Annotated in this window: 18 protein-coding genes and 2 tRNA genes; 15 read left to right on the plus strand and 5 right to left on the minus strand. The window is 69.5% G+C overall.

What is annotated here, in order from left to right:
- Window positions 1-93: 93 nt before the first annotated feature.
- Together rnd and ACW5F0_RS10660 are read left to right on the plus strand one after the other, a co-directional pair.
- Window positions 94-1,173 carry a ribonuclease D gene (rnd, locus tag ACW5F0_RS10655; protein ID WP_456965936.1) on the plus strand — a complete coding sequence of 360 codons (1,080 nt, stop codon included), beginning with the start codon at window positions 94-96 and terminating at the stop codon, window positions 1,171-1,173.
- A 54-nt stretch (window positions 1,174-1,227) separates the two neighbouring features.
- A tRNA-Ala gene (locus tag ACW5F0_RS10660) sits at window positions 1,228-1,303 on the plus strand.
- A 217-nt stretch (window positions 1,304-1,520) separates the two neighbouring features.
- Here ACW5F0_RS10660 and ACW5F0_RS10665 read toward each other — a convergent pair.
- The gene (locus ACW5F0_RS10665) at window positions 1,521-2,231 is read right to left on the minus strand and encodes a hypothetical protein (protein WP_456965935.1); all 711 of its coding nucleotides are present in this window, start codon (window positions 2,229-2,231) and stop codon (window positions 1,521-1,523) included.
- 105 nt (window positions 2,232-2,336) lie between these two features.
- Here ACW5F0_RS10665 and ACW5F0_RS10670 point away from each other — a divergent pair, with 105 nt between their 5' ends.
- The 6 genes from ACW5F0_RS10670 to ACW5F0_RS10695 all read left to right on the plus strand — a co-directional run bounded on the left by ACW5F0_RS10670 (window position 2,337) and on the right by ACW5F0_RS10695 (window position 7,839).
- Window positions 2,337-2,750 carry an HNH endonuclease gene (locus ACW5F0_RS10670; RefSeq protein WP_456999717.1) on the plus strand — a complete coding sequence of 138 codons (414 nt, stop codon included), beginning with the start codon at window positions 2,337-2,339 and terminating at the stop codon, window positions 2,748-2,750.
- Between the two features lie 220 nt (window positions 2,751-2,970).
- Window positions 2,971-3,047 (plus strand) — tRNA-Arg (locus ACW5F0_RS10675).
- Between the two features lie 220 nt (window positions 3,048-3,267).
- The gene (gene amaB / locus ACW5F0_RS10680; RefSeq protein ID WP_456965933.1) at window positions 3,268-4,803 is read left to right on the plus strand and encodes an L-piperidine-6-carboxylate dehydrogenase; all 1,536 of its coding nucleotides are present in this window, start codon (window positions 3,268-3,270) and stop codon (window positions 4,801-4,803) included.
- Window positions 4,804-4,811: 8 nt separating this feature from the next.
- A complete protein-coding gene (locus tag ACW5F0_RS10685; RefSeq protein WP_456965932.1) occupies window positions 4,812-5,870 on the plus strand; it encodes a quinone-dependent dihydroorotate dehydrogenase in 1,059 nt (352 codons plus the stop codon).
- Window positions 5,867-6,928 carry a UDP-N-acetylmuramate dehydrogenase gene (gene murB / locus ACW5F0_RS10690; protein WP_456999718.1) on the plus strand — a complete coding sequence of 354 codons (1,062 nt, stop codon included), beginning with the start codon at window positions 5,867-5,869 and terminating at the stop codon, window positions 6,926-6,928. Before ACW5F0_RS10685 ends, murB begins: the two co-directional genes overlap by 4 nt.
- Window positions 6,929-6,969: 41 nt before the next feature.
- Window positions 6,970-7,839: a DMT family transporter gene (locus ACW5F0_RS10695; protein WP_456966022.1), complete on the plus strand. Its 870-nt coding sequence runs from the start codon at window positions 6,970-6,972 to the stop codon at window positions 7,837-7,839.
- A gap of 13 nt (window positions 7,840-7,852) precedes the next feature.
- Here the strand turns inward: ACW5F0_RS10695 and ACW5F0_RS10700 are convergent, their stop codons facing one another.
- Window positions 7,853-10,564: a protein kinase domain-containing protein gene (locus tag ACW5F0_RS10700; RefSeq protein ID WP_456999719.1), complete on the minus strand. Its 2,712-nt coding sequence runs from the start codon at window positions 10,562-10,564 to the stop codon at window positions 7,853-7,855.
- A gap of 90 nt (window positions 10,565-10,654) precedes the next feature.
- Here ACW5F0_RS10700 and ACW5F0_RS10705 point away from each other — a divergent pair, with 90 nt between their 5' ends.
- Together ACW5F0_RS10705 and ACW5F0_RS10710 are read left to right on the plus strand one after the other, a co-directional pair.
- Window positions 10,655-11,536: a diguanylate cyclase gene (locus ACW5F0_RS10705; protein WP_456999720.1), complete on the plus strand. Its 882-nt coding sequence runs from the start codon at window positions 10,655-10,657 to the stop codon at window positions 11,534-11,536.
- Between the two features lie 13 nt (window positions 11,537-11,549).
- Complete coding sequence (locus ACW5F0_RS10710; RefSeq protein ID WP_456965928.1) at window positions 11,550-12,125, plus strand: hypothetical protein; 576 nt, start codon at window positions 11,550-11,552, stop codon at window positions 12,123-12,125.
- Window positions 12,126-12,161: 36 nt separating this feature from the next.
- Here the strand turns inward: ACW5F0_RS10710 and ACW5F0_RS10715 are convergent, their stop codons facing one another.
- A complete protein-coding gene (locus ACW5F0_RS10715) occupies window positions 12,162-12,827 on the minus strand; it encodes a phosphatase PAP2 family protein (RefSeq protein WP_456999721.1) in 666 nt (221 codons plus the stop codon).
- Window positions 12,828-12,843: 16 nt separating this feature from the next.
- Window positions 12,844-14,109 carry a flavodoxin-dependent (E)-4-hydroxy-3-methylbut-2-enyl-diphosphate synthase gene (gene ispG / locus ACW5F0_RS10720; protein ID WP_456999794.1) on the minus strand — a complete coding sequence of 422 codons (1,266 nt, stop codon included), beginning with the start codon at window positions 14,107-14,109 and terminating at the stop codon, window positions 12,844-12,846.
- A gap of 111 nt (window positions 14,110-14,220) precedes the next feature.
- On the opposite strand from ispG, the gene ACW5F0_RS10725 reads away from it, so the two are divergent.
- The 5 genes from ACW5F0_RS10725 to ACW5F0_RS10745 all read left to right on the plus strand — a co-directional run bounded on the left by ACW5F0_RS10725 (window position 14,221) and on the right by ACW5F0_RS10745 (window position 21,315).
- On the plus strand, window positions 14,221-14,520 hold the full coding sequence (locus ACW5F0_RS10725; protein WP_456965926.1) for a DUF2218 domain-containing protein: 300 nt from the start codon (window positions 14,221-14,223) through the stop codon (window positions 14,518-14,520).
- Window positions 14,521-14,928: 408 nt separating this feature from the next.
- Window positions 14,929-16,272, plus strand: coding sequence for an exodeoxyribonuclease VII large subunit (xseA, locus tag ACW5F0_RS10730; RefSeq protein ID WP_456999722.1), 1,344 nt, complete (start codon window positions 14,929-14,931; stop codon window positions 16,270-16,272).
- 93 nt (window positions 16,273-16,365) lie between these two features.
- On the plus strand, window positions 16,366-18,012 hold the full coding sequence (locus tag ACW5F0_RS10735; protein WP_456965924.1) for an acetolactate synthase large subunit: 1,647 nt from the start codon (window positions 16,366-16,368) through the stop codon (window positions 18,010-18,012).
- A gap of 29 nt (window positions 18,013-18,041) precedes the next feature.
- Complete coding sequence (locus ACW5F0_RS10740) at window positions 18,042-19,505, plus strand: aldehyde dehydrogenase family protein (RefSeq protein WP_456999723.1); 1,464 nt, start codon at window positions 18,042-18,044, stop codon at window positions 19,503-19,505.
- A 97-nt stretch (window positions 19,506-19,602) separates the two neighbouring features.
- On the plus strand, window positions 19,603-21,315 hold the full coding sequence (locus ACW5F0_RS10745; protein ID WP_456999724.1) for a vWA domain-containing protein: 1,713 nt from the start codon (window positions 19,603-19,605) through the stop codon (window positions 21,313-21,315).
- A gap of 25 nt (window positions 21,316-21,340) precedes the next feature.
- On the opposite strand, the gene ACW5F0_RS10750 is transcribed toward ACW5F0_RS10745, so the two are convergent.
- Window positions 21,341-24,232 (minus strand): EAL domain-containing protein, encoded by a 2,892-nt coding sequence (locus tag ACW5F0_RS10750; protein ID WP_456965921.1) that lies wholly within the window; start codon window positions 24,230-24,232, stop codon window positions 21,341-21,343.
- Between the last annotated feature and the right edge of the window lie 25 nt (window positions 24,233-24,257).

Raw genomic sequence — 24,257 nt, forward strand, 5'->3', positions numbered from 1 at the left:
GCGCCAGATTACGGCAAGCGGCCGCGACCGCGCAGCCACCCCGCGACCGCCGGCGATTGCGGCGGGCGCGCGGCGGCCGGTACGCTGGCACCGATGGAACCTGACTTCAGCTGGCTGGCCGACCCCGCCGCCCTCCTCTCCCGCTTCGAAACCCGGCCCGATCGCATCGGCCTGGATACCGAATTCATCCGCGAACGCACCTGGTGGCCGCACCTGGCCTTGGCGCAACTCGCGGTCCACGACGAGATCCTGCTGGTCGACACGCAGGCCCCCGGCATGGCCCAGGCGCTGCACGGCATCCTGCTCGACCCGGGCATCACCAAGGTGATGCACAGCGCCAGCGAGGACCTGATCGCCCTGCAGCACGCCTGCGATGCCGTACCCGAGCCGCTGTTCGACACCCAGATCGCAGCGGCGATCGCGGGCATCGCGGCCGGCGCCGGCTACCAGCGCCTGGTGGCCGAGGTCACCGGCGTGGCCCTGGGCAAGGGCGAGACCCGTTCGGACTGGACCCGCCGCCCGCTGTCCGACGCCCAGCTCGCCTACGCCGCGGACGACGTGCGCCACTTGTTCGAACTCCACGACCACCTGCAGGCCCGCCTCGAGGCCCTGGGCCGCGAAGCCTGGCTGCGCGAAGACTGCGCGCGCATGGTCGCCAACGCCCGCGACGATTCGCTCGAACGCTGGCCGCACCTTCCGATCCGCGCCGCCCAGTACTTCAACCCGGCGGGCCAACACCGCCTGCTGCGCCTGCTGCGCTGGCGCGACGCCTGGGCGCGCGAGAATGACCGCCCGCGCAGCTGGGTGCTGGACAATGACCTGGCCGCGACCATCGCCCGTGACGCGTTGCCCGACCAGGGCGCACTGAAAGCGCTGATGGACCGCCATCCCAAAGCCCCCCGCAAGCTGCTGGCCGAGGTCTGGACCGCGCTGCTCACGCCCCTGGCCGACGAGGCCGAGGCCCCGCCCGTGCGCACCGAAGAGCGTGACAAGCGCGCCCTGCGCCAGCTGCAGGAAGCGGTGGCCGCACGCAGCGCCGAGCTGGGCCTGCCCGATGGCGTGCTCGCCTCGCGGCGCCGCCTGGAGTCGCTGCTCGACAGCGGCGACTGGAACGCGTTCGGCGACTGGCGCCGCGCGCAGCTGGAGCCGTTGCTGGCCCCGCTGCTGCCATAGGGCACGTGGTAATTGCCGAATGGCATGGTCGGCGTATAGAATGCTGCGCTTCGTGGGGCGGTAGCTCAGCTGGGAGAGCGTCGCGTTCGCATCGCGAAGGTCAGGGGTTCGATCCCCCTCCGCTCCACCACGAAAATCCCGGTAAAAAGCAGAGGGTTGGACGGGAAACCGGTCCAGCCCTTTGTCGTTCTGGGCGCGTGCCTCTTTGCGCCCCACCTCTTGCACCGGCTTTGCCCACGGCAGACACGGCGTGCCAGAATTGGCGGCGGCTGCCCCGTAGCTCAGCTGGCTAGAGCGTCCCCACCTGTTCATACACCTATTTCCGATCCAGCTTTCGACCCAGACATTCAAGCAATCGTTTGAATTCTGACGTCTGGTCCGGCACCTTGCATGCGGCTACGCCTGAGCGGCGTTAAGAGCAACAGACAGCCCGACGCAAAGTTCGAAAAAGAGCCACTCCTTTCGCCAGTGGCTTCCATGCCCCCTCTTGTATCTAAAGGTGTGGGAAAGCTAGACCGCTCCTTGATCTCGATGTACTTGTAGGTATCAAGTAGTTCGCGAAGATGAAAACGCGCCTCAGCCGCATTTTCTGCTTCTACCCCTATTACGGACCTCGCTGTGTCGATTGACGCAATCGACTCGATCCTGCGCTCAGCAAGCACTTTCATCACTTCATCACGAACAGCTTCAACCAGCGCAATAGGCCTAGGCACTGTTGCAGCCACGAAGTTTGGGTTAGCCGTGTATTGCGAAAGCTGAGCGCCCGCATTACCTGTGAAACGAAAGACGATATGATATTTCGGTGAATGGATCACCTCCATCCCACCATACGTCCCTGAGGCCTCATGCTTCGCTCTTGCGTTAATTTCTCCCGCAATACGACGAAGTTCAAGTCTTTCAAGTGCAACTTCTGGCGTTATGCCTTGGGCAGCCGCATAAGAAGCTAGCGATGGATCTCTAACACGGGCATCAGAAGCACTTGCTGTCCCCAGCGCAATACCTATGCAAATCGCAAGTATCGTTGCAGTTCTGCGTTTAAGGCTTCGGTTCGTTGTCATCTCGATCTCCTTTCTGTCGTGACATACGCGTAAGAACAGCAACTAATCGAGTATCTGGGCTGAGCAAGCACTCTGAAGAGATTTACACGTGGGTCAAGGCTCGTGGTGTTAAGCAGAATTTTCCACGAGGCACTGCTGAAGGCGTACAACAAGACATGCAGCTTTACGGGTATTACATTTTACGCATCCCTTGAGGCAGCCCACACAGTCCCCTGGTCGCTCGCGAATCCGTCCGAGCGCATGGATATACGTAATGGAGTTCTTCTAAACGGCCTGCATCACAAGCTTTTTGACCAGGGGTTTTTAACCGCCAGGCATGACCATCGCATCGCTTTCCACGATGCTCCGATGCAAGATGGCCATTACCCTGATTTCGATAAGTTGGTGTCCGTGAATCTCCATGGGCAATTGATGAATTTGCCACGACGCCTGAACAACCGCCCATCGAAATCTTCTCTTGAGCGCCATCATGCTTTGCATGAGCGGGAACCTGAACTGACTTCGATTGAATGCTCATAGCCTGCCGGGGAACTGCTGATCCGTTGCTAACGGCGGTGAATGCATCGATCGGAATCAGCGCCCTGCTGTGACCTAGACACCGGCTACATCGACGCCCTCAATCGTCTACAGCGTCCTGCCGCGACAGAAAGTGTGCGGGGATTGCCGCACCAAGACGCACATGGATCCCTTTACGGGTTGGGGTGAGCCCTGTGCCCTTGCTATCCTTACTGGCTGAAACGGCCCTGTAGCTCAACTGGATAGAGCGCATCCCTCCTAAGGATGAGGTTGGGGGTTCAAGTCCCTCCAGGGTCACCAAAAGCCGTGTGTGGGTCGTTGTTGAGGGAAGAATCAAGGTTTTGCCCCAACTTTTGACCCAGACGACAGAAAAAACATCGCAAAATATTGATTTTAAAGCCCTTTGGCCGATGGCGGCTTTTCCCTCCTAAGGGGAAGGTCGTGCGTTCGAATCGCGCCGGGGGCACCACGCGCTGCAGGCGATTTCGCGCCGCATCCATGACTTCCAGGAGCTTCCCCCATGACCCATCCCGTCCTCGCCGCCCTCGGCCTGTCCGCCACCGAATCCGGCACCTACCTCGGCCAGGGCGAATGGTCGTCGACCCGCGATGCCGGGATCCTGGAACCGGTGAACCCGACCGACGGCTCGGTGCTGGGCCAGGTGCATGCGGCTTCGGAAGCGGACTACGAGCGCATCGTCGAGCGCGCCCAGGCCGCGTTCAAGGTCTGGCGCACCACGCCGGCACCGCTGCGCGGCGAAGCCGTGCGCCTGTGCGCCAACGCGCTGCGCGCCAACAAGGACATGCTGGGGTCGCTGGTCGCGCTGGAAATGGGCAAGTCCAAGCCCGAGGGCGACGGCGAGGTGCAGGAAATGATCGACATCGGCGATTTCGCCGTCGGCCTGTCGCGCCAGCTCTACGGCCTGACCATGCATTCCGAGCGCCCCGGCCACCGCATGTACGAGCAGTGGCACCCGCTGGGCCTGGTCGGGATCATCTCGGCCTTCAACTTCCCCGTGGCGGTCTGGGCGTGGAATGCGCTCATTGCCGCGGCCTGCGGCGACATTTCGATCTGGAAGCCCTCGGGCAAGACCCCGCTGTCGGCGATCGCCTCGGTGCGCATCTGCAACGAAGCCCTGCGCGATGGCGGCTACCCGGACCTGTTCTTCCTGTTCAACGACACCGACAACGCGCTGGCCGAGCGCATGGTGGATGACAAGCGCATCGGTCTGGTCAGCTTCACCGGATCGACCAAGGTCGGCCGCACCGTGGGCGAGCGCGTCGCGCGCCGCCTGGGCCGTTCGCTGCTCGAGCTCGGCGGCAACAACGCCATGATCGTCGACGAGACCGCCGACCTGAAGCTCGCGATCCCGGCGATCGTGTTCGGCGCCGTCGGCACCGCCGGCCAGCGCTGCACCAGCACCCGCCGCGTCTTCATCCACGAGTCGATCCATGACGACGTGCTGGAGAAGCTCAAGACCGCCTATGCGCAGGTCGAAACGAAGATCGGCGACCCGACCGACGCCGCCAACCTGATGGGTCCGCTCAACAGCCAGTCCGCCGTGGATGCCTTCCTTGCGGCGATCGCGCAGGCCAAGGGGGCCGGCGGCACGATCGAGAGCGGCGGCACCGCCTTCACAGACCGCAAGGGCTTCTTCGTGCGCCCGGCGATCGTCACCGGCCTGTCCAACGATGCCGAAGTGGTGCAGACCGAAACCTTCGCCCCGATCCTGTACGTGATGAAGTACTCGGAGCTCGAGGACGCGATCGCCATGCAGAACGACGTGCCCCAGGGCCTGTCGTCGTCGATCTTCACCAGCAACCTCAAGCGCGCCGAAGCCTTCCTGTCGGCGGCAGGCTCGGACTGCGGCATCGCCAACGTCAACATCGGCACCTCCGGCGCCGAGATCGGCGGCGCCTTCGGCGGCGAGAAGGACACCGGCGGTGGCCGCGAATCGGGCTCGGACGCGTGGCGTGCCTATATGCGCCGGCAAACGAATACCATCAACTATTCCGACGCGCTGCCGCTGGCCCAGGGCATCAAGTTCGACATCTGAGGACATCCATGTACGGGTTGGCGCGGCCCTTCCTGTTCGCCCTCGACGCGGAGCGCGCGCACGGCCTCGGCTTGTCATCGATCGAGGCCCTGCACCGCCTGCGGATGCAGCGCGTGCTGGGCGGCAGGCCGCGGCCGTTCCCGACGAGCGTGTTCGGGCTGCGTTTCCCCAACCCGGTCGGCCTGGCCGCCGGGCTGGACAAGAACGGCGAGCACATCGACGCGCTGCTGGCGCTGGGTTTCGGCTTCGTGGAGGTCGGCACCGTCACGCCGCGGCCGCAGCCGGGCAACCAGAAGCCGCGCATGTTCCGCCTGCCGCAGCACCGGGCGATCATCAACCGCCTCGGCTTCAACAATGACGGCGTCGACGCACTGGTGCGCAACGTCCGCCGCGCGCGTCGCCGCGGCGACGGCCTGCTGGGCATCAACATCGGCAAGAACAAGGACACGCCGAACGAGTCGGCGCACACCGACTACATCCACTGCCTCGAGCGCGTTTACACGCTGGCCGACTACGTCACCGTCAACGTGTCCTCGCCCAACACCGCGGGCCTGCGCGAGCTGCAGGAAGAGCAGTCGCTGCGGCGCCTGGTGGGTGAACTGCGCGACGCGCAGGAACGCCTGGCCTCTCGCCATGGCCGCCGCGTGCCGCTGCTGGTGAAGGTCGCGCCCGACCTCACCGACGAGGACATCGACGCCGCCGCGCGCGTGCTCGGCGACCTTGGCGTCGACGGCGTGATCGCCACCAACACCACGGTGTCGCGCATCGCGGTGCAGGGCCACGCCCATGCGCACCAGACCGGCGGCCTGTCGGGCGAGCCGGTGATGAACAAGTCCACCGCGGTGCTGCGCATGCTGCGTACGCGCCTGCCCGGCGACATTCCGCTGATGGGCGTGGGCGGCATCCTCTCCGGCGCCGACGCCGCCAAGAAGACCGCGGCCGGCGCATCGCTGGTGCAGCTCTACACCGGCCTGGTGTACCGCGGACCGGAGCTGATCGGCGAGTGCGTCGAAGCCATCCGGCGGCGCAAGGAAGCCCCCAGCCGCGGCAACCTTCCCAACCTGTGAACGCAGCCGCCATCGATACCGATACCGCCGTGCGCTGGACGCAAGACGCCGACCTGCGCGGACGCACCAGCCTGCGCGTGCCCGCGCGTGCACGTTGGCTGGCCGAGGTCGCCGATGACGCCGCGCTGCCGGCGGTGCTTGCCGATCCGCGCATCGCCGAGGGCGAGCTGCTGGTGCTGGGCGGCGGCAGCAACCTCCTGTTCGCCGCCGACCTCGAAGGCGTGGCGCTGGCGCTGACCTGCGATGCCGTGTCCGTGGTTGCCGACGATGGCGACACGGTGGTGGTGCGCGCCGGAGCCGGGCGCGGCTGGCATGACTTCGTGCTGCAGTCCCTGGCACTTGGCCTCTCCGGCCTCGAGAACCTGTCGCTGATCCCGGGCACCGTCGGCGCCGCGCCGATCCAGAACATCGGCGCCTATGGCGTCGAACTCGACCGGCGCGTACACATGGTGGAGGCCTGGGACCGCGACGCGGGCGCCCTGGTGCGCCTGGCCGCCGCCGACTGCGGCTTCGCCTACCGCGACAGCCGCTTCAAGCGCGAGAAAGATCGCTGGATCGTCACCGCGGTGGAGTTCGCGCTCACGCGCCGGCCGCGTCTGGAGCTTTCGTATTCGGGCATCGGTGACGAGCTGGCGGCCATGGGCATCAGCGCGCCCACGCCGGCACAGGTGTCCGATGCCGTGTGCCGCATCCGCAGGCGCAAGCTCCCCGATCCGGTCCTGCTTGCCAACGCCGGCAGCTTTTTCAAGAACCCCATCGTGCCGGCGGCGCAGGCCGACGCCCTGGCCGCGGCCCACCCCGGCATGCCCGGCTTCGACGCCGGCATCCCGGGCCTGCGCAAACTGTCGGCCGCCTGGCTGATCGACGCATCCGGCTGGAAGGGCCATCGCGACGGCGATGCCGGCGTCGCGTCCGGGCATGCACTGGTGCTGGTCAACTACGGCGGTGCCAGCGGCGCGGAGCTGCTGGCGCTGGCGCGGCGCATCGCAAGCTCCGTGCAGTCACGCTTCGGTGTGGCACTGGAACCCGAACCGCGCCTTGTCGGCGCCCACTGGTGAGCGCGGCAAGCACCAGTCCGCAGGCGCGCGCCGCGCTGCTGATGCTGGGAAGCACCAGTTTCTTCGCGGCCATGGCGGTGACCATCCGCCTGGCCTCGGCGGACCTGTCGACCTACCAGATCGCGTTCTTCCGCAACTTCTTCGGCCTGCTGTTCCTGCTGCCCTTCCTGTTCCGCGGCAGCTGGCGGCTGCCGCGCACCAAGCAGCTGCCGCGCTACGTGCTGCGCTGCGCGATCGGCGTGGGCTCGATGCTGTGCGGCTTCTGGGCGCTGGGACACCTGCCGATGGCGCAGGCGGTGTCGCTGTCGTATGCCGCCCCGCTGTTCGCTACCGTGGCCGCGGTGTTCATCCTCGGCGAGACGGTGCGCCTGCGACGCTGGTCGGCGGTGGTGATCGGCCTGGTCGGCGTGCTGGTGATCGTGCGTCCCGGCAGCGCGGAGTTCAGCCTCGGCACCCTGGTGGCGCTGTCCGGCGCCCTGCTCTCGGCCCTGGTCGCGATCCAGATCAAACAGCTCTCGCGGGTGGATGCCGCCGACACGATCGTCTTCTACACCTACGTGTTCTGGGTGCCGATGTCGCTGGTGCCGGCGCTGTTCGCATGGGAGTGGCCGCAGGGCATCACCTGGCTGTGGCTGCTGCTGATCGGCGCGTTCGGCACCGGCGGCCAGCTGCTGTGGACGCGGGCGCTGAAGATCGGCGAGGTCTCGGCGCTGCAGCCGATCAGCTTCGTGCAGCTGCCCCTGGTGGCGCTGGCCGCGTGGCTGCTGTTCGGCGAGGAACCCACGCGCTGGACCCTGCTCGGCGCCGGCATCATCCTCGTCGCCAATGCCTATATCGCGCACCGCGAGGTGCAGCTGGGGCGGCGCGCGGCGACCACGGCGCCGGCCGAGGCTGCGAAGCCGGCGGAATAGCGTCGCCGCGTAGTCAGCCGCGGCGCCCGGGGTCGGCCAAGTCCTCGGCCAGCTTGCGCAGCGGCGGCGACAGTCCCTCGGGGTCGGCGGCCAGGAGCGGCGCGACCAGTTCCCTGCGCACCGCCGCGGCCTCGTCGACGCGCCCGACGGCATCCAGTGCGTCGGCCAGCTGCGCCGCGGTCCCGATCGTCACGTGGTGGTCGCCACCGAGCGACTCGCGCCGGTCGGCCAGCAGCTGCGCGAACGTCGTCGCGGCCGCCGCGTGGCTGCCGGTCTCCGCCTGGGCTTCACCCAGGATCTGCAGCGCCGCCTGCGCCTGGGGATGGCGGGCACCCAGGACTTCCCGCGCCAGTGGCGCCAGGGGTGCGACGGTCGCCAACGATTCCTCCGGTCGACCCGACTGCAGCAGCGTGCCCGCCCGGTTGATCGCGATGAAGACCGTGTCCGGATGCCCTGCCCCATACAGCCGCGTCCGCGCGTCCAGCACCTCCGCCTGCAGGGCGAGCGCGCCCCCGTGATCACCGATGCGCGCGAGTGCGGTCGCCCGGTTGACCTTGGCGCGCAGCGTGGCCCGATGGCCGGGACCATGCGCGCGCTCCAGCGCCGCGATCACCTCCTCGCCCAGCCTGAGCGACGCCTCGAACTCCCCCGCGTCGGCGAGGAACGCGACCAGGTTCTCTCGCGCGCCAAGGGTCGTGGCATGTTCCGCGCCGAGCTGCCGCGTGCGCAGTTCGACGACCCGGCGTTGCAGTTCGATCGCGCCTTCGGGGTCCCCGGTCATCATGCGCATCGGGGCGATGTTGTGGAGGGCGTTGGCCGTCTGCGGCGCTTCGGGTCCGGACACGCGCTCATGGATCGCCAGCAACTGCTCCATCGATGCCAGTCCGGACTGTGGGTCGCCCATCCGTGCCTGCAGCACCGCGAGTCCGCCCAGGATCGAGGTGGACTCGGGCGCCTCGGCCCCGAGTGCGGCGACTGCGCGAACGTGCAGCGCTTCCAGCCGACTCCGGGCCCCTGGGCGATCGCCCATCGAAGCCAGGACGTCCGCATCGGTCTGCTCGATTTTCAGCCGGAGCGGATCACCGGCCGGCAGCATCGCCGCCAGTGCCAGCGCGTCGTCGATGACCGTGCGCGCAGCCTCGAACTCGCCTGACGCCCGCAGCGACTCCGCCTGTTCGCGGCGGGCAGCCAGGGTGGCCGGCGCGCCCGGACCGAGTTCACGCGCGCGGATCGCCGCGGCCCGGGCGTAGCTGCGCGCCGCCGCCGCCTCCAGGCCCAGGGCCTTGCGCACCCCGGCGACCGATTCGGTCAGGTCGGCTTCGAGCAGCGGCTGTCCGGCGAAATCACGCGCGATGGCGTCCTCGGCGCGGGCCAGGATGTTGCCGTCAACCAGGCCCCGCGCGATGTCGGTGGTATCGGCATGGAACAGCACCGCGTCCAGCGCCGTGGCTGCATCGGGCCCGGCGCGTTCCAGCTGCTCGCGCAGCCCGGCGGCCAGCGCACCGCCCATGGCCTCGATGTCGACGTCCTCGAGCATGGACTGCTGGAACGCGGCCACGGTTTCCAGCTGCGCGCTCCGCTCTTCGGCGATGGCGCGCTGCGTACGCGCCTGCACCAGGCCGTGCACCGACATCGCCAGGCCGGCGACGAGCGCCACCGCGGCCACCGAGGCCGCCGCAATGCCCGCGCGATGCCTGCGGATGAATTTCCCGGCCACGTAGCGGCGCGAGGCCGGCACCGCGGCCAGCGCACGGCCATCGAGGAAGCGGCGGAGATCGTCGGCCAGGGCCGAGGCCGACGCGTAGCGGTCGCCGCGGTCATGCGCCATCGCGCGCGCGACCACCCAGTCCAGCTCATGGCGGAGCAGGCGGCGCATCCGCGGCACGCTCACGCCCTGCCCGCGCGCCAGGCGCTTGCCTTCGACCGGAGGTAGCGTCGCGAGCTGATGCGAAGGCAGGCGCTGCGTGTGCGCGGTGCCGGCCACGGTTTCGCCGGCAAGCGTCGGGCGCTGGCCGGTCAAGAGTTCGAACAGCACCACGCCCAGCGAGTAGACGTCGCTGCGCGTGTCCACGCGTGCCTGGTCGCCGGCCGCCTGCTCGGGGCTCATGTAGTCCGGCGTGCCCGCGACTTCCCGGCCCGCGACCCCGGCGCCCGCGGCCGCGGTGGCGATGCCGAAATCGATGATCTTCGGCATGGGCCGGCCGTCGACCTCGTCCACCAGCAGGTTGGCCGGCTTCAGGTCGCGATGCACCACGCCCTTCTGGTGCGCGTGCTGCACGCCTTCGCAGATGCCGACCAGCAGGCGCAAGCGCTCCGCGAGCGGCAGCTGCTTTGCTTCGCAGTAATCGGTGAGCGCACTTCCGGCGATGAACTCCATCGCGAAATAGGGCTGGCCGTCGGGCGTGGTGTCGGCGTCGAAGACCTGCGCGATCGCGGGGTGGCGCATCTGCGCCAACATCTGCCGCTCGACCTCGAAATACGCCAGGTGCCGCGCCTCGAGCCGCCGGCCGCGCATCAGCTTGAGCGCCACCGTGCGGCGCACCGGCTCCAGCTGCTCCGCGCGGTACACCTCGCCCATGCCGCCGCGACCGAGCAGCTCCACCACCCGGTATCGCCCGATGCGGGCGCCCGGCGGCAAGGCCGCGGCGTCGGCCACGACGGCGCCGGAGGCGCGCGTGGCCAGCAGTTCGGTGCGGTCCGGATCCTCGTCAACGCCCTGGATCATGCTGTTTTCCCCCTTCTGCCCATGCTACCGCGGGTGCCCGCCTGCGTGCGGGCGGCTACACTTGCGCGCTCACGAGAGGGGACGCCATCGATGGCGGACGAGACCACGCAACGCACCATGATCAGCGCAGGGCCCACGCGGCCTGCGCCGCGCACGGCGTGCCTGGTGGTCATCCATGGCGAAGGCCTGGGCCGGCGCGTCGACGTGGAGGATGCGCCGGTGCTCATCGGTCGCTCCCACGACGCCGACCTCTCCATCAGCCACAAGAGCGTGTCCCGGGAGCACTGCCGGGTGTGGCGCGAAGGCGACGCATATCGCATCCGCGACCTCGGTGCGACCAACCCGGTGCAGGTCAACGACCAGCGCATCGACGAGTGCGGGCTGGTCGACGGCGACCACGTCACCGTCGGCGAGAGCATCCTCAAGTTCATCAGCCAGACCAGCGTCGAAGCCCGCTACCACGAAGAGATCTACCAGCTCGCCACGCACGATGCCCTCAGCGAGCTGTTCAACCGCCGCCACTTCTGCGAGCTGGCCGACAAGGAAATCGCGCGATCGGTGCGCCATGGCCGCCTGCTGGCGCTGTGCATCATCGACGTCGACCTGTTCAAGCCGGTGAACGACCACTACGGCCATATCGAGGGCGACGAGGTGCTGCGCCGGCTGGCCGCGGTGGTGCGTGCCCATGTGCGCGACGGCGATATCGCCGGGCGCATCGGCGGCGAGGAGTTCGCAGTGCTCCTGTGCGAAAGCGATACCGCGGCCGCGGAGGCATTCGCCGAGCGCCTGCGCCTGGCCGTGGCCGCGACCCGGTTTTCCCCGGGCGGCGACCCGCGGCAGGTCACGGTGAGCATCGGCATCGCCACGGTGTCGGCGGCACGCGCCACGCGCGCCAGCCTGATGGCCGCGGCCGACGCTGCGCTGTACCGCGCCAAGGCCGAGGGCCGCAACCGGACGCGCGTGAGCGCCTGAGTTCGCCGCGGGCGTGAATGTCCTGCGCGGCAGGGCTTGCACGTTTACGTTCCTGACCCGTCAGCCACAAGGAATCGGATTCATGCAGCTTGCTTCCGTCACCACCCTGTTCTCCGCCGCTCTGCTCCTCGCCAGCACCGGCGACGCACTCGCCGCCGACATCACGCGCTTCCAGATCCGCGCAGCCGTCAATGTCTGCCAAGGCTCCCTGCCAAGCTTCGAAGGCGCGCTGCGCAAGCGGCCGCTTGCCATCGCGAACGAAGGCACGACGGGTGCATTCGTCGGGTGCTCGCTGGAAGCCAACAACATGTTCAATTACGAGCGCACCTCGGTGGCCGCTATCTTCGTCAACCGCGGCGCTGCGGCGGCAACCGTGAACTGCACGCTCGTCAACGGCCTGCTGAACCGGCTCACGCCCACGTACTTCCCGAAATCGGCCACGATCGCCCCAAGGGGCGAGGCTGTCCTGAACTGGAGCGCCCCCGAGTTCCCGGACGGCTTCGAATTCCCGAACCTCAACTGCTCGCTGCCGCAGGGCGTGGAAATCGGCTGGATCAGCGACGTCTATCCGGAGCCGGTGGGCGAGTAGCGGCCAGCGGGCCGGCACGCCGCCGCGGCATGCCGGCTACTCCCGCGGGGGGCGTCGCCAGCGGTGGCAGACCAGCACCCACGCCGCAGCCGTCCATGCCATCGCCGCGGCCCATCCCGCGAGGATATCCGACGGGTAGTGCACGCCCAGATAGACCCGCGAGAACCCGACCAGTGGCACGAAGACCAACATCGCGGCCAGCACCGGCCAGCGCCAACGCGTCTGCCAGCACAGCAGCACCAGCACCATCGCCAGCGTCATCGAGCCCATGGCGTGGCCACTGGGAAAGCTGAAGTTGTGCTCGGGCGCGATCGATTCCCACAGCGTGGGGCGGTCGCGCGCGAAGGCCTGCTTGGCGGCGACATTCAGCAGGCCGGAGCCCGCCAGGGAGACGCCCGCGAACAGGCCGTGACGACGCCGCCCGGCCAAGGCCAGGCCCAGCACCAGCAGGATGTCCACGGGGACCACGCCCCACTCGTAGCCCAGCTTCGAAGCCAGCAGGAACACGCGATCGAACCCTTCGCGCGCCAGTCCGTGCGCGAACAGCAGGATCGGCTCGTCGAAGGCGAACGGTTCGCCCTCCAGCACCTCGTCGGCCAGTTCGGCGAATCCCCAGAGCGGCAGCAGCAGGCCGGCGAACACCAGTACCAGGCGCCAACCGTGGCGCTGCAGGAAGCCGGCGCCGAAGCGGGCTTCCGACATCAGGTTCCCGACGGCCTCAGCCGGCGTGCGCGGCCCGGCCATACCGCTGGTCGACGTAGGTGTCGATGAGGCCGACGAATTCGGCGGCGATGTTGTCACCGCGCAGGGTCACGGCCTTCTGGCCATCGATGAACACCGGCGCCGCCGGTGCCTCGCCCGTGCCCGGCAGCGAGATGCCGATGTCGGCATGGCGCGACTCGCCCGGGCCGTTGACGATGCAGCCCATCACCGCCAGCGTCATATGCTCGGCGCCCGGCCGCGTGATCTTCCACTCCGGCATCTTCGCGCGCACGTGCTCCTGCACCACCTTGGCCAGCTCCTGGAAGAACTCGGACGTGGTGCGGCCACAGCCCGGGCAGGCGGTGACCATCGGCGTGAACGCGCGCAGGCCCATGGTCTGCAGCAGCTCCTGGGCCACCACCACTTCCTGCGTACGCGGCGCGCCGGGCTCGGGCGTGAGCGAGATGCGGATGGTGTCGCCGATGCCTTCCTGCATCAGCACCGCCAGCGCCGCGCTGGAAGCGACGATGCCCTTGCTGCCGATGCCGGCCTCGGTCAGGCCGAGGTGCAGGGCGAAGTCGCTGCGCAGGGCGAGGTCGCGGTACACCGCGATCAGCTCCTGCACGCCGCTGACCTTGGCCGACAGGATGATCCTGTCGCGCCCGAGGCCCAGCTCGACCGCGCGCTCCGCGGACTCCAGGGCCGAACGGATCAGCGCTTCGCGCAGCACGCGGCCGGCATCGCGCGGCTCGGCGCGCGCCGCGTTCTCGTCCATCAGTGCCGTCGCCAGGGCCTGGTCGAGCGACCCCCAGTTGGCACCGATGCGCACCGGCTTGCCGTGCTTCATCGCGAACTCGATGAGCTGCGCGAACTGCAGGTCCTTCTTCCGACCGAAGCCGACGTTGCCGGGATTGATGCGGTACTTCGCCAGCGCTTCCGCACAGGCCGGCTCGCCGGCAAGCAGTTGGTGCCCGTTGTAGTGGAAGTCACCGATGATCGGCACCTCCAGCCCCATCATCGCCAGCTTCTCGACGATGCGCGGCACCGCTGCCGCGGACTCCGGGTTGTTGACCGTGACCCGCACCAGCTCCGATCCCGCGCGCCACAGCGCGGCGACCTGCTTCACGGTGCCGTCGATATCGGCGGTGTCGGTGTTGGTCATCGACTGCACCACCACCGGCGCCTCACCGCCGACGGCGATCTTCCCCACCATCACCTGGCGGGTCGCGCGCCGCGGCGCCGGGCCGAACGCCCATTCTTCAAGCGTGTGGGCGGCGTCCATGTGGCGGGTGTCGGTGATGGCGTTCATCGTTCCATTTTAGTCCGCGCCGCGACGGTTGTTACCGGGGGCACTGTCCCCCAGTTCATCTACGATCCCACGACAGGCCCCGCCATGCCCGTTTCCACCGCCACCATCGCCACCGCCGACGCCAGCCGCCTGATCAAGCGCCTGTGCACGCACTGGGCGCACAAGCTCGAGGTCAGCTTCGACGACAGCCAGGCCCGGGTGGTCTTCGATGCGGACACCGTCGCCCACCTGGCCGCCGGACCCGCGGCCCTGGAGGCACGGGTGGAGGCTCCCGACGAGGCGCAACTCGCCCGGATCCAGGAGGTGGTCGCCTCGCACCTTGAACGCATGGCCCGAGGCGAAACCCTGGAAATCAGCTGGCAGACGGCGCAGGGCGCTGACTGAAAGGTTGGGTCGGAGTCCAACTCCGTCACTTGGCGAGGGCGGAGGCTGGGTAGGTACTCCGCCGGCTGACCACGTGGTGGTCTTTATGCCGGCTGCGTACCCACCCACCCTCCGCTGCCATCGATCCGGCTGGCTGGGGGGAGGGCAAAAGCAAGTGCTCGCGATCCCGTCTGACCTGCAGGCTTGCCAAACCGTGAGCCGCGCGGGCACCGGTGGATTCGCGGCAATAGCCGCTCCCACACAAAAACCGCGGCAACCCCGCTCTCCCACCGGCCGCGAAAATGTCGCCATGGCGGGGCGGTGGGTGCGGAGTGGGCATCAAGAGCAGCTCCGCTGCGACGCCCACGGAGTACCCACCGACCCGCCACACAGCGACCCGCCACTCCGCGACCCCGGTATCCTGACTGCATGCCCGCCCCCCAGAACGAAAACGTCCTCAGCCCGAGCCAGCTCAACGCCCTGGCGCGCAGCCTGCTGGAGGACGCATTCCCGGTGGTCGTCGTCGAAGGCGAACTCGGCAACCTGTCGCGGCCTGCGTCCGGGCACCTGTACTTCACCCTCAAGGACGCCCGCGCACAGGTCCGCTGCGCGCTGTTCCGGCAGAGGAGCCAGGGGCTGCGCTTCCAGCCACGCGAAGGGCTTCGCGTGCTCGCGCGCGGCCGGCTCACGCTGTACGAGGCCCGCGGCGACTACCAGCTGATCCTCGATTCGCTGGAAGAAGCCGGCGAAGGCGCGCTGCGCCGCGCCTTCGAAGAGCTCAAGGCGAAGCTGGAGGCCGAAGGACTGTTCGACGCTGCGCGCAAGCGCCCGCTGCCGGCCTATGCGCGGCGCGTGGGCATCATCACCTCGCCCTCGGGCGCCGCCGTGCGCGACGTGCTGAGCGTGCTGGCGCGACGCTTTCCGCTGGTCGAGGCCGAGGTGCTGCCGGTGCCGGTGCAGGGCGACACCGCGGCGGTGCAGATCCGCGGCATGCTCGAACGCGCGGCGGCCAGCGGTCGCTACGACGTGCTGGTGCTGGCGCGCGGCGGGGGTTCGCTGGAAGACCTGTGGGCGTTCAACGACGAGGCGCTGGCGCGCGCCATCGCGGCGTCGGACGTACCCGTGGTCTCGGCGATCGGACACGAGACCGACTTCACCCTCGCCGACTTCGCGGCCGACGTTCGCGCGCCCACGCCTTCGGTGGCGGCGGAGCTGGTGGTGCCCAACGCGGTCGACGTGGGTACCCGGATGCGCGGCCTGCACCAGCGCCTCGCCGCGCTGCACCTGCAGCGCATGCGCGACCGGATGCAGCGCGCCGACCGGGCCTCGCTGCGGCTGCAGGCGCTGGCGCCGCAGATGCGGCTGCGTGCACTGGGCGAGCGCCAGCAGCAGGCGCTCCGGCGGCTGCACTCGGCCTGGCAGGTGCGCGATGCCGCGCTGCGTGCCCGCCTGCGCCATGCAGACGCGGTGCTTCGCGCGACCCGCCCGGAGCGGCGACTGGCGATCCTGCGCGATCGGCTGGCTGCGCTCGGGCCGCGTCCGCAGGCCGCCGTCGCGCGACGGCTGCAGGCCGATACCCTGCGCCTGCGCGGCCTTGCGCGTTCGCTGCAAGCGGTGAGTCCGCTGGCCACGGTGGCGCGCGGCTACGCCATCCTGCGGCACGACGATGGCCGCGTGGTGCGCAGCACCGGCGATGCGGCGCCAGGCGACCGCCTTACCGCCCGCGTCGGCGACGGCGAGCTGCAGGTACGCGTCGAGGGCGGGAACGACTGAGCCGTCCGGCGCCGCGGCGCACGCTCGCCTGACGCTAACGTCGCGACCTCCATACTGCCTGCACCGACGGCAGCCACATGGAGGCAGATCCACATGGCCAAAGCGTCCGACCTGCTGGTCGCCGCACTCCAGGCCGAGGGCGTCGAATACGTCTTCGGCATCCCGGGCGAAGAAAACCTGGACCTGCTCGAATCGCTGCGCACCTCGGGCATCCACCTGATTCTCACCCGCCACGAACAGGCCGCCGGCTTCATGGCGGCGACCTGCGGCCGCCTCACCGGCCGCGCCGGCGTCTGCCTGAGCACGCTGGGCCCGGGCGCGACCAACCTGGTCACCGCGGCCGCCTACGCCCAGCTCGGCGCCATGCCGATGCTGATGATCACCGGCCAGAAGCCGATCCGCAGCAGCCGCCAGGGCCACTTCCAGATCATCGACACGGTCGGCACCCTGCGTCCGCTGACCAAGTACACGCGCCAACTGGTCTCGGCCGACAGCATCCCCGCGCGCGTGCGCGAAGCCTTCCGCCGCGCCGAAGAGGAGCGCCCGGGCGCCACCCATCTGGAACTGCCGCAGGACGTCGCCGGCGACCCGACGGATGCGGTGCCGATCGCCAGGTCGTATTCGCGCAGGCCGGTCGCCGAGCACAAGGCGATCGCGCGCGCCGCGGAGGCGATCCGCGACGCCCGCCACCCGCTGTTGATGATCGGCGCCGGCGCCAACCGCAAGACCACCGCGCGCGCGCTGCGCGGCTTCGTCGACCGGCTCGGCATCCCCTTCTTCAGCACCCAGATGGGCAAGGGCGTGCTCGACGAGACCGACCCGCTGTGGATCGGCACCGCCGCGCTGTCCGACCACGACTACGTGCACCGCGCGATCGACGCCGCCGACTGCATCGTCAACATCGGCCACGACGTCATCGAGAAGCCGCCGTTCTTCATGCGCGAGGGCCGGCGCACGGTGATCCACGTCAACTACGACGGCGCCGAGGTCGACGCCGTGTACTTTCCGCAGGTCGAAGTGGTGGGCGATATCGCCGATGCGGTGTGGCGCCTGGGCCAGGCCGTCGAGCCGCAGGTGCACTGGGACTTCGCCTTCTTCGACCGGGTGCGCACGGCGCTCTGCGAGCAGCTGCGGCAGCGCAGTACGGACGACCGCTTCCCGATGGCCAGCCAGCGCATCATCGCCGACCTGGCGCAGGCGCTGGGTCCGGACGACATCACCTGCCTCGACAACGGCCTGTACAAGCTCTGGTTCGCGCGCAACCAGCGCTGCCGGCGGCCGAACACGCTGCTGCTGGACAATGCACTGGCGACCATGGGCGCAGGCCTGCCCTCCGCCATCGCCGCGCGCATCGTCCATCCCGATCGCAAGGTGGTCGCGGTCTGCGGCGACGGCGGCTTCATGATGAACTCGCAGGAGCTCGAGACCGCGGTGCGCCTGAAGCTGGACCTGGTGGTGCTGGTGCTGCGCGACGACGCCTACGGGATGATCAAGTGGAAGCAGGCCCACGAGGACTTCCCGAACTACGGCATGGACCTCGGCAATCCGGATTTCGTGAAGTATGCGGAGAGCTACGGCGCGCGCGGCCACCGGCCGGCGTCGGCCGGCGAACTGCTGCCGCTGCTGCGCGAGGCGCTGGCGAGACCGGGCATCGACCTGATCGACGTGCCGGTGGATTACGGCGACGACGACTGGCTCTTGAACGAAGAGATCCCGCGCCTGAGCGCGGCGGTGGAGTGAGCACCCGGCGTGCGTGAGGAGAACACGAGATGGCGAAGCAGAAGAAGGCGAAGCGGGACGGCCTTGCCCACAGCTACCCCTACTACCTCGCGAACCGCGCGGTCGCGGCCAACACCGACCTCGAGGTGCTGGACAAGTACAGCGGCAAGGTCGCCACCCGGGTCGCGTTTGCCGACACCGCCACCGTGCGCAAGGCGCTGGTCGCGGCGCACAGGGCGCGGGCAGCGATGGCCGCGTTCCCGCCCGACGCGCGCCGCGACGTGCTCGAGCACTGCGTGCGGCGCTTCGGCGAGCGCGCGGAGGAACTGGCACTGGCGCTGTGCATCGAGGCCGGCAAGCCGATCAGCGACTCGCGCGGCGAAGTCGCGCGCCTCATCGACACCTTCCGCATCGCCGCCGGCGAAGCCACGCGCATCGAGGGCGAGGTGCTGGAGCTGCAGGTCTCGGAGCGCAGCCGCGGCTACCGCGGCATGGTCAAGCGCGTGCCGATCGGCGCCTGCAGCTTCATCACCCCCTTCAACTTCCCGCTCAACCTGGTCGCGCACAAGGTCGCTCCGGCGATCGCGGCCGGCTGTCCCTTCGTGCTCAAGCCCGCGGTCAAGACCCCGGTCGGCGCGCTGATCATCGCCGAAGTGCTGGCCGAAACCGACCTGCCCAAGGGCGCGTTCTCGGTCCTGCCCTGCAGCAACGAGGATGCCTCGCTGCTGGTCGAGGACGAGCGCATCGCGCTGCTCAGCTTCACCGGCGGGCTGGTTGGCTGGGAGCTCAAGGCGCGCGCCGGCAAGAAGAAGGTGACGCTGGAACTCGGCGGCAACGCCGCCTGCATCGTCGACGCCGATCCCGGCGCCGACCTGGACCACGTCGTCGCGCGCCTGGTGTCCGGCGCCTACTACCAGTCCGGGCAGAGCTGCATCAGCGTTCAGCGCATCATCGCCCACGCCGACGTCTACCCCGCCTTGCGGCGCAAGCTCAAGGCCGCGGTGGCGAAGCTGCGCATGGGCGACCCGCGCGACGAAAGCACCTTCGTGGGCCCGGTGATCGATGAGGCGGCCGCCGAGCGCATCGAGCAGTGGATCCGCGACGCGCGCAAGGGCGGCGCGAAGCTGCTCGCCGGCGGCGCGCGCGCGGGCAGCATGCTGCCCGCGGCGCTGCTGGAGAACGTGGCGCGCGATGCCGACCTCTATCGCAAGGAGGTGTTCGGCCCGGTCGCCTGCCTGGAAGCCTTCGACGACTTCGACGACGCTCTTGAGCGCGCCAACGACAGCGACTTCGGCCTTCAGGCGGGCGTGTTCACCGCCAGCCTGGCGCATGCGATGCGCGCGTGGGACCGGCTCGAGGTCGGCGGCGTGGTGGTGGGCGATGTGCCGAGCTTCCGCGTCGACAACATGCCCTATGGTGGCGTGCGGGATTCAGGGCTGGGCCGCGAAGGCGTGCGCAGCGCGATCGAGGACATGACCGAACCACGCCTGCTGGTGATCCGCGACCCGGGCTGAGCACAATCGGCCGAAGCCCGGGGCAGCGCCACCGGCGCCGGAACCCCATGTCGCCTCCCGGCGCGTTGTCGCATCCGTCCAACCACGGAGCCATGCCATGACGCGCCATGCATTCACCGCCGCCCTCGCGGCCAGCCTGCTGCTTGCCGCTTGCCAGACGCCGCAGTCCAGCGCCGACAAGACGGCCGGTGCATCCGGCTCCACGCCGACCACGCCCGCCCCGCCGGCCCCGCCAGCCCCACCGGTCGCACTCGCGCAGCAACATGAGGCGATGCTGGATCGCGTCGAGGTCACCGGCGGACGCCAGCGGCTCATGGCCACTTCCAAGGCTCCGTCCGGGGTCATCAGGCCACCGCACCCCTGGCCGCCCAGCGATCCCGCGAACCGGGAGGAATACGCGGCCATCGACGACAACCCCGTGCGCCGTGCCTCCGAACACCCCGTGTCAACCTTCTCCGTCGACGTCGACACCGGCAGCTACAGCAACGTCCGCCGCATGCTGCGCATGGGCGTGCGCCCGCCGCCCGACGCCGTGCGCGCCGAGGAGTTCATCAACTACTTCCGCTACGACCACCCGGCGCCGACGTCGCGCGAAGTGCCGTTCCACGTGACCACCGAGATCGCGCCGTCGCCCTGGGATCCCGGCCGCCACCTGCTGATGGTCGGCATCAAGGGCTATGACGTGCCGAAGGCCGAGCTGCCGCCGGCCAACCTGGTGTTCCTGGTCGACACGTCGGGCTCGATGCACACGGCCGACAAGCTGCCGCTGCTGCGCAAGGCCTTCGCCGCGCTCACCGACCAGCTGCGCGCACGGGACAAGGTGTCGATCGTGGCCTACGCGGGTTCGGCGGGCCTGGTGCTGCCGCCGACCGCAGGTGACCGCAAGGGCGAGATCCTGGCCGCGCTCGAGCGCCTGCAGGCAGGCGGCAGCACCAACGGCGGCGCGGGCATCGAGCTGGCGTACGCGATGGCGCGGCAGGGCTATGTCGAAGGCGGCGCCAACCGCGTGATCCTGGCCACCGACGGCGACTTCAACGTCGGCACCGTCAACCGCGACACGCTCGAGGCCCTGGTCGCCGACCAGCGCGGCTCGGGCATCGCACTCACCACGCTCGGCTTCGGCACCGGCAACTACAACGACGCCATGGCCGAGCGCCTGGCCGACGCCGGCGACGGCAACCACGCCTACATCGACACCCTGCTGGAGGCGCGCAAGGTGCTGGTCGAAGAGATGTCGTCGACCCTGCTGACCATCGCCCGCGACGTGAAGATCCAGGTCGAGTTCAATCCGGCCCTGGTCGCCGAGTACCGCCTGGTCGGCTATGCCAACCGCATGCTGCGCGAAGAAGACTTCACCAACGACCGCGTCGATGCCGGTGACATCGGCGCCGGCCACGAGGTCACGGCGCTGTACGAGATCGCACTCGTCGGCTCCGGGGGCGAGCGCCTGTCCGCGCTGCGCTATGGCGGCGGCGCGCCCGCCGCAGCACACGGCGGCGAACTGGCACACCTGCGCCTGCGCTACAAGCAGCCCGACAGCGACAGCAGCCGGCTGATCGAGGTGCCGCTTGCGCGCAGTGCGATCCGCGCCGAAGCCGGCCCGGCCCTGCGCTTCGCCGCGACGGTCGCCGGGTTCGCCGATGCCCTGCGCGGCGGCCACAACCTCGGCCAATGGGATTGGGACGCGATCGCGGCCGGTGCGCGCGCCAGCCGGGGCGACGATCGCTGGGGCCTGCGCGGGGAGTTCGCCGAACTGGTCGAAGCCGGGCGCGCGGCCACCCGCGGCGATGCCGCCCGCAGCGGCGACTGACGCGATGGCCCTGCCCCGCCCCCGCTCAGGCCGCGCCGCGGCTCTCGGCGGCGGGCGCGGGCATCGGCTGCCCGAACAGGAAGCCCTGGCCCATGGTGCAGCCCAGCTGCCGCAGGATCGTGGCCTGCGCTTCGGTCTCCACGCCTTCGCCGATACTGTCGATGCCCAGCGTGCCGGCCAGCGCCAGGATCGCGCGCACCAGGGCCAGGCTCTCGGTGTGGAGTTCGTCGTCCAGGCCCGCGACGAAGCTCTGGTCGATCTTCAGCGCATGGATCGGGAACCGGTGCAGGTAGGACAGCGCCGAGAAGCCGGTACCGAAATCGTCCAGCAGGGCGTAGATGCCGCGCGAGCGCAGGGTCTTGAGCATCCGCAGCGTACGCGGCGCATCGTCGAGCAGGGCGACTTCGGTGATCTCGATGCGCAGCCGCGCGGGTTCGGCGCCGGCGTCGCCCAGCATCTGCAGCAGGCGTTCGACGAAATTGTCGGAGCGGAAGTGCCGCGGCGACACGTTGATCGATACGTAGCCCTCGCGGTGGCGGGCCATCCAGTCGAAGGCGCGCCGGTACACCAGCCAGTCGACCTGTTCGATCAGCCCGCTGTCCTCGCCCACGCCGATGAACTCGCCCGGCGGCAGCGGACCGCGCACTTCGTGGTTCCATCGCAGCAGCGCCTCGTGGCCGACCACCTTGCCGCTGGCGAGGTCGACGATCGGCTGGAACCAGGGCTCGAAGTCGTCGGCGAGGATCGCGCGCCGCAGATCGGCCTCGAGGTCGAGCAACCGCGTGGCTTCGGCGCGCATCTCCTCGTCGAACAGTTCGCTGCGGTCGCGGCCGCTGGCCTTGGCGCGGTACATGGCGGCGTCGGCATCGCGCAGCAGGTCCTCGCCGTGGTGGTAGCGCGGCTGCCACATGGCGATGCCCACCGACGCGGAGGGAAACAGTTCGCGGCCCGCGATCCACATCGGCTTGCCCAGCTCGGCGAGGATGCGCGCCGACACCGCCTGCGCCGTCGCCTCGTCGCCGGCATCGCCCAGCAGCACCGCGAACTCGTCGCCTCCCAGGCGCGCGACCACGTCGCCCTCGCGCAGCATCCGTGCGATCCGGCGCCCGGACTCGACCAGCATCTCGTCGCCGGCGGCATGGCCGACGCTGTCGTTGACCAGCTTGAAGCGGTCGAGGTCGAGGAACAGCACCGCGAACGGCCCGCGCTCCCGGGCACGGGTCTCTGCGATCGCCGCATCCAGGCGATCGAGCAGGTGGATGCGGTTGGGCAGGCCGGTGAGGTGGTCGTGCCGCGCCTGGTCGATCAGGCGCTGCTCGGCGCGCATGCGCTCGGAGACCTGCGCGCGCAGCTCGCGGTTGGCCTCTTCCAGCTCGCGCGTGCGCGCGTCGACCCGGTCCTCGAGTTCGGCATGCGCGGCCTTCAGGTGGTCCTGCGACCGCTTGCGCGCGAGCGCGCCGCCGATGTGGTGCGCGACGAAGGTCAGCAGCTTCTGGTCCTGCACGGTGAAGCCGATGTGCGGCGAATAGCTCTGCACCGCGATCACGCCCACGGCCATGCCGTCGCGCAGCAGCGGCACGCCGAGCCAGCAGTGCGCGAGCGTGCCGTGGTGCTGGAGGTCGCCCGCGGCCTCCAGGCGGGCGATGACCACGCGGTCGGCCAGCAGCGCGCGTCCGCTGTTGATCACGTACTCGCTCAGCCCACGGATCATCCGCCTGGTCTTGCGAATGATGTCGCGCTCGTCCACCGAATACGGGAACTCGATGTGGCTACCGTCGCCGGACACCATGGCGATGTAGAAGTTGCGCGCGTACAGCAGCTCGCCGACCACCGCGTGCAGGTCGCCATAGAAGCCTTCGACGCTGCCCGCGGTGAAAGACAGCTCGCTGATCCTGAACAGCGCGCGCTGCAGGCGCTCGGCGCGCTGGCGTTCGATGATTTCCGCTTGCAGCACCTCGTTGGCCTGCTGCAGCTCGCGCGTGCGCGCGTCCACGCGGCGCTCGAGCTCCGCCTGGGCATGCTTGCGGTCGAGCGCGGTGAGGATGTGCTGGGCCACGAACTCGAGCAGCGCGCGGTCCTCGTCGGTGTAGCAGTCGGGCTGGTCGTAGCTTTGCACCACGATCGCGCCGCTGACCCGGCCCTCGCGGCGCATCGGCACGCCCAGCCAGTCCGCGGCGTCGGGGCCGTGCGCCGGATCACGCTCGACGTGCAGCTGTTCGCGGATCAGCTCCGACGGGCCGCGCAGGGGCTGGCCATGCCGCAGCAGCGCCACGGTCAGGCTGTTGGGCATCGTCCCTACCGGGGCCTCGTTGTCCGGCTGCGCGATCCAGGGGTCAAGCCGATCGGCGAAGTACAGGAAGCGCACGGTGCCGCGCATGTCGTCGTACAGCACGATGTAGAAGTTCTCGGCCGACATCAGGCCGCCGACCACACCGTGGATGCGCTTGAGCATCTCCTCCATCTCGAGGCCCGAGCCCGCGAGGTCGGCGATCTCGTACAGCGCCTGCTGCAGCCGCTCCGACTTGCGCAGCGAATCAATCCGGGCTTCCGCCTGCGCCGAAGCGAGGGTGGCCGACACCAGCCTGCGCGCCAGCGCGCGCCAGGCTTCGCGCGAGCCGGGCGTAAGCGGTTCGGGAAGGCGCGCGGCGAGCGCGACGCGCGCCTCGCCCTCGATCCAGGATTCGTCGATCAGCGCGCCACCGGCGTCGGCGCGGCTGCGCTTGCCGGACATGAGTTCCTCCGCGCGCGCGCGCAGGGCGGGGGCCACGCCTTCGACCTCGGAGCGGCCGCTGCCCAGGCGCTCGTCGTCCCAGCACACCACCACGTCCGAGCCGGTCGGAAGCGATTGCGCCAGCATGCCCGCCAGCCCCGCGAGGTCGACCTCGCGCGGCGGCGCCAAAACCGGGATGTCCAGCATTGCCTGCACGTGCCGCGTCCCTTTG

It is taken from the genome of Luteimonas sp. A534 (genome assembly GCF_054072805.1).

Bases quoted from the DNA above. Each gene is read 5' to 3' on its own strand.
- rnd (WP_456965936.1), top strand. From the start codon at position 94: ATGGAACCTGACTTCAGCTGGCTGGCCGACCCCGCCGCCCTCCTCTCC.
- ACW5F0_RS10665 (WP_456965935.1), bottom strand. From the start codon at position 2,231: ATGACAACGAACCGAAGCCTTAAACGCAGAACTGCAACGATACTTGCG.
- amaB (WP_456965933.1), top strand. From the start codon at position 3,268: ATGACCCATCCCGTCCTCGCCGCCCTCGGCCTGTCCGCCACCGAATCC.
- ACW5F0_RS10685 (WP_456965932.1), top strand. From the start codon at position 4,812: ATGTACGGGTTGGCGCGGCCCTTCCTGTTCGCCCTCGACGCGGAGCGC.
- ACW5F0_RS10695 (WP_456966022.1), top strand. From the start codon at position 6,970: ATGCTGGGAAGCACCAGTTTCTTCGCGGCCATGGCGGTGACCATCCGC.
- ACW5F0_RS10700 (WP_456999719.1), bottom strand. From the start codon at position 10,564: ATGATCCAGGGCGTTGACGAGGATCCGGACCGCACCGAACTGCTGGCC.
- ACW5F0_RS10705 (WP_456999720.1), top strand. From the start codon at position 10,655: ATGGCGGACGAGACCACGCAACGCACCATGATCAGCGCAGGGCCCACG.
- ACW5F0_RS10715 (WP_456999721.1), bottom strand. From the start codon at position 12,827: ATGTCGGAAGCCCGCTTCGGCGCCGGCTTCCTGCAGCGCCACGGTTGG.
- ispG (WP_456999794.1), bottom strand. From the start codon at position 14,109: ATGGACGCCGCCCACACGCTTGAAGAATGGGCGTTCGGCCCGGCGCCG.
- ACW5F0_RS10725 (WP_456965926.1), top strand. From the start codon at position 14,221: ATGCCCGTTTCCACCGCCACCATCGCCACCGCCGACGCCAGCCGCCTG.
- xseA (WP_456999722.1), top strand. From the start codon at position 14,929: ATGCCCGCCCCCCAGAACGAAAACGTCCTCAGCCCGAGCCAGCTCAAC.
- ACW5F0_RS10735 (WP_456965924.1), top strand. From the start codon at position 16,366: ATGGCCAAAGCGTCCGACCTGCTGGTCGCCGCACTCCAGGCCGAGGGC.
- ACW5F0_RS10740 (WP_456999723.1), top strand. From the start codon at position 18,042: ATGGCGAAGCAGAAGAAGGCGAAGCGGGACGGCCTTGCCCACAGCTAC.
- ACW5F0_RS10745 (WP_456999724.1), top strand. From the start codon at position 19,603: ATGACGCGCCATGCATTCACCGCCGCCCTCGCGGCCAGCCTGCTGCTT.
- ACW5F0_RS10750 (WP_456965921.1), bottom strand. From the start codon at position 24,232: ATGCTGGACATCCCGGTTTTGGCGCCGCCGCGCGAGGTCGACCTCGCG.